Origin of the sequence: Desulfobacter sp. UBA2225 (assembly GCF_002348205.1) — a bacterium.
GTDB lineage: Bacteria > Desulfobacterota > Desulfobacteria > Desulfobacterales > Desulfobacteraceae > Desulfobacter > Desulfobacter postgatei.
The window spans coordinates 1-10,660 of record NZ_DDYV01000088.1 but is presented as its reverse complement, the minus strand read 5'-3'; the positions used below and the strand labels follow the sequence as shown (position 1 = coordinate 10,660).

Below are 10,660 nucleotides of genomic sequence, written 5' to 3'. Positions count from 1 at the left end.
AATTTCAGGGAAGGTTGGCGCGGTCTTTTATGACAGGGGCGGTTTGTGTCATTTACCATGGAAGAGAGGTGGTTATTGGCGTGTACCCAGTATATTGAGTACAATCCGGTCCGCCCCGGTCTTGCAAAATGTTCTGAGGATTGGAAATGGAGCAGTGCCGGGGCACACATATGGATAAAAAGGATGAGATTCTTGTCAAAACACCCCCCCCCTGCTTGAGATTGCCAATATCCCCTTGATATTCATACATTTGAAATTGAATTATTCAGAAAACATGAACGGACTGACTGACCGTTCAAACGACTTTTGTAAAACAGGTGGAAGCTATTTTAGACAGGCGGCTGAGGCGCAAAAAAAACTGGTCGAAATAACAATGAGTAAGGTGTCTCCGGATTTAGTCCCCGGATTTACGGATTTACATCTTCATAACCCGAAGGTATTCTCAGGAATTTGCTTACACTGATGGAGGAACGATGTATTTATTCTTTGACACAGAAACGACAGGACTTCCTATTAACTGGAAAGCACCTGTAGGAAAGCTTGATAATTGGCCAAGAATTGTTGAAATCGCTTGGATACTTACTGACAAGACCGGTAATGAATTAGAAGTAGAAACAAATATTTTAAAACCAGACGGATTTAAAATTCCTGCCGATGCGATACAAATTCACGGTATCACAAATGAAATTGCCAATGAAAAAGGACAAGATAGAGTAATCGTTTTAAAACGCTTTGCCTCAATGCTTGACAAAGCCCAAGTTTTGATTGCTCATAACATAGATTTCGATAAAAAAGTTGTTCATGCAGAATTTATGCGTCACAATATTAAATCAACCATCCATAAAATCGATAAACTTTGTACAAAAGAATTAACGACAGATTATTGTAGGCTCCCAGGACGATATGGATATAAGTGGCCAAGTCTTGAAGAACTATATAAACAAGTTTTTGATACGGTTCTAAGTTCATCACATTCTGCATTTGGAGACGTTAAAGCCTGTAAAGATTGTTTTTTTGAATTAATAAATCGTGGAATAATTAAACTGTATGGCTCAAAGGTGTTATTGAACCCAATTAGTGGCACCAAGGATGACGACCTAATACAAACAGATGACATTGATTTTGATTACTTTGACAATGAACGCACTGGCAATACCGACTGTTTATTTTTCACAAAGGTAAGGCATCTTGGATTAAACGAGCATAAATTTTTAAAAGCACGTGACGAGTGGGCTTTAGATGAAAAAATTGAAAAGCAAGTTGAAAGATTTAATATAAAGTGGGAAAAAGCTAAAGGGAAATCCGAAAATAATTATCTCAAACAATCGAAAATTCTTGAGGCTGAAGAAAAAACAAAAAACGCCGAAGATCGACTTAAGCAGCTTGAAACATTATTAGTACAATCGGTTGAGAGAACTGTAGCATTTGATTGGGAAAAACTAAAAAATTATAGTCCGTTTAAAGAAGCATCCCCGGAAAATCACCTACAAGAAAAATTAGACAGTATCCTATCGCCAATACCACCAGAAGAAATGCAAATTCCACCTGAACCAAAGCAAACTGACTTACCCTTTCAAGTCAAAATAAATTTCCTCGACAAATATATCTTCAAATCTTGGCAACAAAAAAAAATTGACCAATCTGTTCAAAAATTTCAATCTGCATTTAATACTTGGTTGATAGAAAAAGAAAAAATAGAAGATTATAACAAGGGCAATAAAAAGGTATATGACAAGGAAATTCAAGAATATAATGTGAAAATCGAAGAAACTAAAAATCGAAACAAACAAGAAGTTGCAGAATGGCAAAAAAGAAAAGATAGATACTATAAAGATCAGGATTTCTTTAATTCAACAATCGATCAAAAAAAGTCTGACTATCTTAATTATAAATCTCATTCCGTCATAGAATACTGTGAATTGGTATTAAAAATTTCAAAATATCCTGATTATTTTCCTAAGTCGTTCCGGTTTGCCTACCATCCTGAAAATAAAACTTTAATAGTTGATTATTCTCTGCCAAAACTTGAAAGCTTCCCCAAAATAAAAAAAGTAACGTATGTAAAATCAGAAGATTCGCTCAAAGAAACAAACATTTCGAAAACAATACTCACATCACTATACAGCAATGTTATCTTTCAATTAGCTATCCGGGTTGTTCATGAGCTATATAATGCAGACATGATAAATGCGATCACTACGATATATTTTAACGGTTACATCAAAAATCACAACCCCAAATATATAATTTCATTTCAAACAGATAAAAAATCATTTATGAAACTATCATTAAGAACTATTGACTGCAAAGAGATAATTAAAAAGTATAGGGGTAATTTTACAGCAAAATTTGAAGATATCGAACCATTGATAGCCATTCAACTCTAATAGTTTTCTGGTATCTGACAGTTTCGATTTTAATCTAAAAATAAAAATATGACTTAAAAAAAATTGAAGCCCTCCACCCCGACTATTGTGCTTCCTATTCCAAGCACGTAAATCTGGGGACATCTTACTTTTAAATCTGTTAGTATTCTGGGGACAGCTTACTTAATTCAAACAAGAAACATGCTACGGTCAAACCGTAGATGTTCAGAGTTCACGGCTGCTCCGCCGCCGTAAATCGCCCATCTTCAAAGATTTTAAGGAAGTAGAGGTCCTACAATGTGTCTATTTATGTTGCCTAAGTCTTTTATTGACGTGGCGTTGACTACTTCTGATATTGATGATGCCATATAATCAACAGCAATTCTAAGCATGACGCGTTTCAGTTGTAAAGCTCGCACAAAGACACTAAAACACAAAGATTGTTATTCGACTTTGTGACCCTTTGTGCCTTTGAGGCTTTGTGCGAGAATAAATTTAGAAATAAACGGGTCAGATTTGAGCCTTATGCCACGCCACCACCTCTTGGTAAGGGATGGTGCCCCCAAAGATGTCCAGGGCGGAACCGATGGTCAGGTCCACACGTCCCTTGCCAAGGGCTTTTACCCGGTCCAGGTCTTCAAATCTGCCTGCACCGCCGGCATAGGTGGCAGGGATGGGGCTGTGTTCCCCCAGCAGTGTCACCAGCTCCTCCTGGATACCTTGCATTTTGCCTTCCACATCCACGCCGTGGACTAAAAATTCGTCGCAGAATGCGGATAGATCTTCCAGATTTCGCGGTGTCACGGCCATTTCGGTGAATTTTTGCCAGCGGTCTGTCACAATCCAGAATTGTCCGTCCCTTTTCCGGCAGCTTAGATCCAGAATCAGACGGTTTTTGCCCACGGTATTCACCAGGGCGTTGAGTTTGTCCATGTCCATGCGGCCTTTGGAGAACACATAGGAGGTGACGATGACATGGGATGCGCCGGCATCCAGAAAGGTGTGTGCATTTTCAGGGTTAATCCCGCCACCCATCTGGAGACCACCGGGGAAGGCCTGCAGCGCATCGAGGGCGGCATTGGTATTTCCAGGGCCAAGGGCAATGACATGGCCGCCGAAAAGTTGGTCTGCCCGGTACATCCGTGCAAACTGTGCCGGGGTTAAGGCGCTTTCAAAATTGGTGACAAGACTCTCCTGGGTTTGGTCGGACAGGGTGCTTCCCACAATCTGGACGACTTTGCCGTTTCGAAGATCAATGCAGGGTCGAAATTTCATATCATAAATCCTATGGGGTATCTGTCGGGGTTGGCAATTGTTTAAAATCCGACAGAATATTTTTGACTATTTCGGCTAATCCACGATTAAGGGCCTGGATATATGCTTGGGGACTGGTGTCTGAGTCCAGGGGGATTTGTGCGGAATAGGTTTTTGCCAGGACCGGTGTGAAACCGTCTTTGTGAAGCCGGTCAAGGTTCAGCGCCATGCTCACCACAGCCGATCCCGCGGATGCACTGCGCCGGTCACAATAAAGCGCTGTGATTTTACCCCATAACTGGAAGATATCGTCCGGGATTCGGTTTTTTGGGACAGCGGCAAACTGAGGGGAGTTGACCAGGGCTTCAAACATCACATCACTGATCATGCGGGCCGGAGGTGTCATGTAGTTGTTGTAATAATCCTGAGTAAACCGGTTCTGATCCACCCGGTAAACAAATCCCGCGCCGCCGAACTCCGGTGAAATGTCCAGGCGCCTGACAACCAACGGGACCCCTGCTGACCGGTTGCTTGGATCAGCAGGGTCGTTGACCTCTGCACTAAGTCGGTACATCTGCTTTTTCGTGTAATCATTTTTAATCCCGCATCCGGCAAAAAAGAGGGCTGACGTCAAGATGCAGGTGATCATCATGAAAAGGGGCAAACGCGTTAAGGGGCGAAGGCAGTTCATAACGGGTTATTTCTCCTTTCCTGATGTTGATGTCTTCGGCGGGGCTTTCATGAGAATGCTGCCCGGGTACTCACGCAGCTCCCGGGTGAACTGGTTGAGGTTGTCCGTGGTATCCTCCAGGTTGCCGATGGTTTTCTCGATGATGTCGGCATTCGTCCAGATCGTATTTTCCAGTAACCGGGATGTTTTTTCAAGGCTGGCCATAACCGTATCCATTCTATCGGCCATTTCAGTCAATTTCCCTTCGTAACCTTGTTCCAGGCCGGTGGCGATGTGTTTGAAACTGCCTGATGCCGTATTGATATCTGCCAGGGTTTGTGTGATGGGACCTTTTGCCGCATGAACAATTTGCTTTAAATCGGCCACAGATGAGCCGGCATCGGCCAGAATCTGTTTAAGCCGCCCGGATGTCAGGATTTTAGCCAGGTCCTTGTTGGTCTGGCGAAGTTCCTTGAGCAGGCTTTCAGCCTGGGTAGATACGTTTGTGATATTCAGGTTCTTGATGAGGGCTGCAAGATCCTTTTTCATCTCTTGGAAATCTATGGAGCCCAAGGTTTCCATTGCCTGACTGATTGCGTCCGATACCTGTTTGATGTTGCTGGACTGGGACGGCACATAAAGATTTTTCGGGGTCCAGGAGATTTGAAGATCATCCGGCCCGTTTTTTTTGTAATCGGTCTCCAGATATGCAGATCCTGTCAGGCCGTTAAAGGATAAAAATACGGAAAGCCCCTCGTTGACCGCTTTTTTCATACGTTCTTTGGGGGTTTTCCCGGTCTGACCCACGTAACAATCTTCGGAGAGGGAAAAGGTGACCAACACGTAATTTGAGGCAATGTTGTAAACCTTTGTGGGGGTGGTAATGGCTTTTACAGCGCCGATTTTAACCCCTTTGTATTTAACTTCCGAGCCGATATTCAGGCCCTGGACGGATTCGTTAAAATAAGTTTCGGCAAGGGTTTCCGTCTTTAAAAACTGGCCGGCGCCCAAGGCAATCAGCATGGCCGCAGTCAGTGCAAAGGCTAGGATGACGAAAAGGCCGAGTTTGAAATAATTTGTTTTCTGGGTCATGGGTCAGATTCCAAAGGGTTGTTATGGGTTCCGGTTAAAAAAATTATATACATATGGGTTTGACGGATCCGCTTTGAGCTTTTTGGGATCGCCCTGGGCAATGATGCCTTTTTCCTGTTTGCCCAGCATAATCACCCGGTCGGAAATGGTCAGGATGCTTTCAAGCTCATGGGTGACAATGACAAATGTGATTTTAAGGGATTCTGCCAGTTTAAGGATCAGACGGTCCAGTTCGGCCGAGGTTAAGGGATCCAGCCCGGCAGAGGGTTCATCCAGAAAGAGGATGGCCGGATCAAGGGCCATGGCCCTGGCAATGGCTGCCCTTTTTTTCATGCCGCCGCTCAACTCGTCGGGCAGAAGATAAAGGGCATGCCCCATGTCAACCAGATCCAGTTTGACCCGGGCAATGGCTTCAATGGCTTCCCGGGGAAGATCCGTGAACTCTATCAGGGGCAGCATGACGTTTTCTATGACAGTCCTGGAGCCGAACAGCGCACCGTTCTGGAACGCCACGCCAATGCCGGCAAGCAGACGGTTGCGCGTTTTTCCCCGGGCCGCCACCATATCTTCGCCATGGATGAGGACCTCTCCGGACACCGGCGGTACCAGGCCGATCATGTGCTTGAGCACCGTGCTTTTGCCGCAGCCGGAACCGCCGAGGATAACAAACACTTCACCACTTTGGACATCAAAGTTGAGATCTTCCATAATGGCGTTGTTGTTGTACCCGGCAAAAAGGTGCCGGACATTGATAATCGTTTCGCTCATATGCCCAGATAAAAGTAAATTATGGAAAAAACACCGTCAAACACGGCAATTAAAATGATGGAGGATACCACGGCTCTTGTGGTGGCATCGCCTACGGCAGAAGGTCCCCTCAATGTCTGATACCCCCGGATGCAGCCGGTGGCGGCAATGAGAAGCCCGAATACAAAACATTTGACAAGGCCGCCGGCAAGGTCTCCCCAGGAGACAAATCCCACCACTTGATTATAGTAGCTAATTGGCGGATAACCAAATGAAAGAATGACAACCATGCCGCCGATGATGCCCACAAAATTGGAAAATACGGTTAAAAGCGGCGTGATCAGGGTGGCGGCAATGACCCGCGGCACAATCAGAAACCTTACCGGCTCCATGCCCATGACCGTAAGCGCGTCAATTTCTTCGTTGATTTTCATGGTGCCGATTTCCGCAGCAAAGGCGGATGCGGACCGGCCGGCCAGCACAATGGCGGTCATCAGCGGTCCCAGTTCCCTGACCATGGCTATGCCGATCAGGTTGGCCACATATATTTCCATGCCGAACATCCTCATGGGAATAGCGGCCTGGAAGGCCATGACCAGGCCCACGATGAATGAGATCAGCGCCACAATGGGCAGCGCGTTGACCCCGGAACGTTCCGCCACCATCCATGTGTCGGCCCAGCGGATGCTGCCGGGATTTTTTACGCAGGAAAACAGGGCTGCCGTGATCTCTCCAACCATGGTAATGAATACTTTAGCGTCTTCAAGGGAAGCAACCAGATCTTCACCGGTCTTTTCAATGTACGAACTCTTTGGCGGCGGGGATGATGTCTCGTTTTTTGATTTCCCGGCCAGTTCCAGAAGGGGGGCAAACTCCTTTTTGACCCCGGTCACGAAGCTGGATTGTTCTGACGGCGTGCTGCCTGCCAGGCGGCTTAAATGGGAGATAAAGGTGGCGCCGGCCATGTCCATGTACTCAACGGATTCAAGGTCTATCCGGATTTTCCCCTGGCCTGCTTTTTTAACCGTTTTAACGGCGGTGTCCCATAACCGGGCCACGCCCGGGACATCCAGCCGTCCGGAAAAAAGCATTGACGTTGTCTGGCTTACGGTTTCAATGTTCAGCGCGGCCAAAATATCCTCTTGTCCGTTAAATGATTTTTTTTATGTCCCTTTTTGGAGCAGCAAGTGTTACAGTTTGCGGATTAAATCATATTTGTATCAGGGAATCAAGCTGTTCTGGCACAGCAATCAACTGATCCGAACATCAGGATTACGACTGCTGATGACAGCCAATGCCAAAAGTGCCACCCTGGTCGAATTCTTGACCGCCTCTTGGTAATGGTGGTCAAATGTATTCGTCCGCCGATTATTGATGGTTGTGCAGATTGAGCCGGCCCAGTACCCGAGTGCGCCGAGAAAGTGGATCAGGAAGCTGGTTTCCATCTCCATGTTTTCTATACGTTGCCCACCCAGCATCGGATCGTATTCGGCAAAGGCGCTCTCTATTTCTGGAATAGCAGGCTTCACTCGACCGATGTCACGGCCCTGGGGGGCGTAAAACCCACTGGTTGAGACGGTCAACCCGAGCTTGGCCGGTACGCCGAGACTCGCCGAAGCCTCCAATAGTGCATCGACAATGATCGGCTCAGCCCGGGAGACATATGGGTGGATTTTTCCGTGAAATCGAGATCCTATGCTCATAGCGTTTCTGACAATATGGCCGAGGTCCTGTTCGAGTCGCTCGCATATCTGGTCCGGATAGGGTGCCTCATAGAACAAACCTGTATTGTCCATACCAATTGCATAAGAGGTGATGATTGGGGTCCCGATCTTTGTTGATGCCTGGAGCCCACCAGAAGTGCCTACTCTTATGATATGAAGCCTTGGAAAATCGGGCTTGCGCGTTCGTGTCTCGAAATTAATTTCGTTCAGCGCAACCAGCTCATTCACAACGATCTCCAGGGAAGGCGTTCCCATGCCAGCAGTCGTTACGGTGGTTCTCACCGGCGAAATGATCGTTGCCCGTCCTCCTGTGATTTCTGAGGTTCCGGTTACAGTCACGATTCCCCGGTTCTCGCGCTCAACCTCTATATCACGCAGGAGTGTTGAACCAATGAACTCGGCACGTGCCGGATCCCCCACCAATAAGATATTGGGAGCCATTTGCCCCGGTTTGATCTGAAGGTGGTAAATTCGCCCATTCTCATCAATCGGCAAATCTGCTGATGTCATCACAGGTCATTTCCAATCACTTTTTATACCATTGTTTTCAACTTTATCCGTTACCAGGCCGACAGCCCTCATTTTTTCCAGAAGATGATCCCGATGAGAACCCGGCCAATACACCTGGCTGCACCGGGGGCAGCGTAAAAAAAAAGACAACGCACCCTTAAGGCCGAAAAAAGAGAGGGTTTCCATCAGCTGTGCATAAGGCTCTTGGGCGCGTATCCGTCGGGCAAATGTGATTTTTCTCCAATTCTATGATCAGCATTTCATCTCCGGGTCTCACGCTGTCAGTAATGCCCCCATCTTACCACATAATTTTCTTAGAATTATTGCTTTTTTGTATTTCTTTGTGTAACGTAAAAAAGATCCAAAAAAAATGGGTCTGGTGGCATCTTATGATATGTCTCTGATGAAAACACCTTCTCTCAAGGATACCATTTCAATCTTTGATATTTTATGAATAATGCAAATCATCTAAATTTTCTACAGCAGTCACACTAGGTCCTAATCATGTCGGAAAAACTCACATATGAAGAATTGGAAAAACGGATTCAGGAACTGGAAAACATTGAGTTAGAGTACAAACATTTCAGAGAAGTATTGCAGGAAAATGAAAAACAGATCAGCAGTATCTTCAGGAGTGCACCCATCGGTATCGGGTCGGTTGTCAACAGGATACTGAGCAAAGTCAACGACCGACTGTGCAAAATGACCGGATATGATGAATCAGAGATGATTGGCCAAAGCGCTCGGATGCTGTATCCCAGTGATAAAGAGTTTGAACTTGTGGGCCTGGAAAAATATGCCCAGATGGCTGACCATGCTACAGGCACTGTGGAAACCCGCTGGCAGAAAAAAGACGGCACCATCATGGATGTCCTTCTCAGTTCTACCCCTGTTGACCTTCAGGACCAGTCAAAAGGGGTCACTTTCACTGCCCTGGACATAACCGATCGAAAACAGGCTGAAAACGAGTTGAACCATGCCCATGAAAAACTTCTGACCATTCTGGACAGTATTGATTCAACCGTTTATGTCGCAGACATGGACACCTGTGAAATCCTGTTCATGAACAAAAGGATGATAAACGATTTCGGCGGGGATAAAACCGGTGATATTTGCTACAGTGCTTTCAGAAACAACTCAGAACCCTGCGAATGCTGTACAAATGATCAGCTGATTGACAAAGATGGAAATCCTGCTGGGGTCCATATCTGGGAAGGCAAGAACCCTGTCACCGGAAAGTATTATATCAATTACGATCGGGCCATTGAATGGACGGACGCCCGCCTAGTCCGGATGCAGATCGCTGCGGATATCACGGATCTGAAAAAAATGGAGTCTCAACTCATCCAGGCCCAGAAGATGGAAGCTGTGGGTCGGTTGGCCGGCGGTGTGGCTCATGATTTTAATAATATGCTCAGTGTGATCCTTGGCAAAACAGAAATGGCCCTGGAAGACATTGATCCGAACCAGACGCTGTATGCTGATCTGGAGGAAATCAGGACGGCTGCCCAGCGATCAGCTGATGTAACTCGGCAGTTGCTCGCGTTTGCTCGCAAGCAGACCATTGCACCAAAAGTGATCAACCTTAATAGCACCATAGAAAGCATCCTCAAAATGCTCCGTCGCCTGATCGGTGAGAACATTGATCTGATATGGCTGCCGAATGAAGAGATCTGGCCAGTCAGAATCGACCCTTCCCAACTTGCTCAGATCCTGGAGAACCTGAGCGTCAACGCCCGGGATGCCATTGCCGATGTTGGCAAACTGATAATCGAGACGGGCAAGACGACATTTGATGAAGCATATTGTGCAGACCATTCTGGCTTTGTACCTGGCGACTTTGTACAGTTGACAGTCAGTGACAACGGCTGCGGTATAAATCAAGAGACTTTACAAAATGTGTTCGAGCCTTTTTATACAACCAAAGACGTGGGTAAGGGCACCGGGCTCGGCTTGGCCACAGTGTATGGAATCGTTAAACAGAATGACGGTTTTATCAACGCCTACAGTGAGCCGGACCAAGGGACAATTTTCCGGATATACCTGCCCCGGTATCTGGCTGAGACCGAAATTCTTGAGAAAAAAACCTCAGACACAATAAACCCGGACGGAGCTGAAACCATTTTGTTGGTGGAAGATGAACCTTCCATCCTGCGGATGACCCGGATGATGCTTGAACGGATGGGCTACAAGGTCCTTGGGGCAGGCACCCCGGGGGGAGCCATCGCTCTTGCTCGTGAATATGCCGGCCAAATTCATCTGCTCATGACTGACGTCGTGATGCCCGAGATGAACGG

The 10,660-nt window shown here is 46.3% G+C and carries 9 protein-coding genes; 2 read left to right on the top strand and 7 right to left on the bottom strand.

Going from position 1 to position 10,660, the window contains the following annotated elements; all coding sequences use genetic code 11:
• Positions 1–473: 473 nt before the first annotated feature.
• A complete protein-coding gene (locus B3D59_RS04745; RefSeq protein ID WP_286818059.1) occupies positions 474–2,387 on the top strand; it encodes a 3'-5' exonuclease in 1,914 nt (637 codons plus the stop codon).
• A gap of 489 nt (positions 2,388–2,876) precedes the next feature.
• Here the strand turns inward: B3D59_RS04745 and hisA are convergent, their stop codons facing one another.
• From hisA to B3D59_RS04710, 7 genes are all read right to left on the bottom strand, one after another.
• On the bottom strand, positions 2,877–3,641 hold the full coding sequence (gene hisA, locus B3D59_RS04740; RefSeq protein ID WP_286818058.1) for a phosphoribosylformimino-5-aminoimidazole carboxamide ribotide isomerase: 765 nt from the start codon (positions 3,639–3,641) through the stop codon (positions 2,877–2,879).
• A gap of 10 nt (positions 3,642–3,651) precedes the next feature.
• On the bottom strand, positions 3,652–4,311 hold the full coding sequence (locus B3D59_RS04735; RefSeq protein WP_286818057.1) for an ABC-type transport auxiliary lipoprotein family protein: 660 nt from the start codon (positions 4,309–4,311) through the stop codon (positions 3,652–3,654).
• 6 nt (positions 4,312–4,317) lie between these two features.
• Positions 4,318–5,382 carry an MlaD family protein gene (locus B3D59_RS04730; protein ID WP_286818056.1) on the bottom strand — a complete coding sequence of 355 codons (1,065 nt, stop codon included), beginning with the start codon at positions 5,380–5,382 and terminating at the stop codon, positions 4,318–4,320.
• Positions 5,383–5,403: 21 nt separating this feature from the next.
• The gene (locus B3D59_RS04725; protein ID WP_286818055.1) at positions 5,404–6,150 is read right to left on the bottom strand and encodes an ABC transporter ATP-binding protein; all 747 of its coding nucleotides are present in this window, start codon (positions 6,148–6,150) and stop codon (positions 5,404–5,406) included.
• Entirely contained in the window at positions 6,147–7,262 is a 1,116-nt protein-coding gene (locus B3D59_RS04720; protein ID WP_286818054.1) for an ABC transporter permease, read from the bottom strand. Before B3D59_RS04720 ends, B3D59_RS04725 begins: the two co-directional genes overlap by 4 nt.
• A 117-nt stretch (positions 7,263–7,379) precedes the next feature.
• Entirely contained in the window at positions 7,380–8,363 is a 984-nt protein-coding gene (locus B3D59_RS04715) for a nucleoside phosphorylase (protein WP_286818053.1), read from the bottom strand.
• A gap of 6 nt (positions 8,364–8,369) precedes the next feature.
• The gene (locus B3D59_RS04710; RefSeq protein WP_286818048.1) at positions 8,370–8,549 is read right to left on the bottom strand and encodes a Mut7-C RNAse domain-containing protein; all 180 of its coding nucleotides are present in this window, start codon (positions 8,547–8,549) and stop codon (positions 8,370–8,372) included.
• Between the two features lie 318 nt (positions 8,550–8,867).
• Between B3D59_RS04710 and B3D59_RS04705 the strand changes: the two genes are divergently transcribed.
• On the top strand, positions 8,868–10,660 hold a 1,793-nt coding region (locus tag B3D59_RS04705), incomplete at its 3' end, for a hybrid sensor histidine kinase/response regulator (RefSeq protein WP_286818043.1).

Coding starts and splice junctions, on each gene's coding strand:
- B3D59_RS04745 (WP_286818059.1), top strand. CDS start 474: ATGTATTTATTCTTTGACACAGAAACGACAGGACTTCCTATTAACTGG.
- hisA (WP_286818058.1), bottom strand. CDS start 3,641: ATGAAATTTCGACCCTGCATTGATCTTCGAAACGGCAAAGTCGTCCAG.
- B3D59_RS04735 (WP_286818057.1), bottom strand. CDS start 4,311: ATGAACTGCCTTCGCCCCTTAACGCGTTTGCCCCTTTTCATGATGATC.
- B3D59_RS04730 (WP_286818056.1), bottom strand. CDS start 5,382: ATGACCCAGAAAACAAATTATTTCAAACTCGGCCTTTTCGTCATCCTA.
- B3D59_RS04725 (WP_286818055.1), bottom strand. CDS start 6,150: ATGAGCGAAACGATTATCAATGTCCGGCACCTTTTTGCCGGGTACAAC.
- B3D59_RS04715 (WP_286818053.1), bottom strand. CDS start 8,363: ATGACATCAGCAGATTTGCCGATTGATGAGAATGGGCGAATTTACCAC.
- B3D59_RS04710 (WP_286818048.1), bottom strand. CDS start 8,549: ATGGAAACCCTCTCTTTTTTCGGCCTTAAGGGTGCGTTGTCTTTTTTT.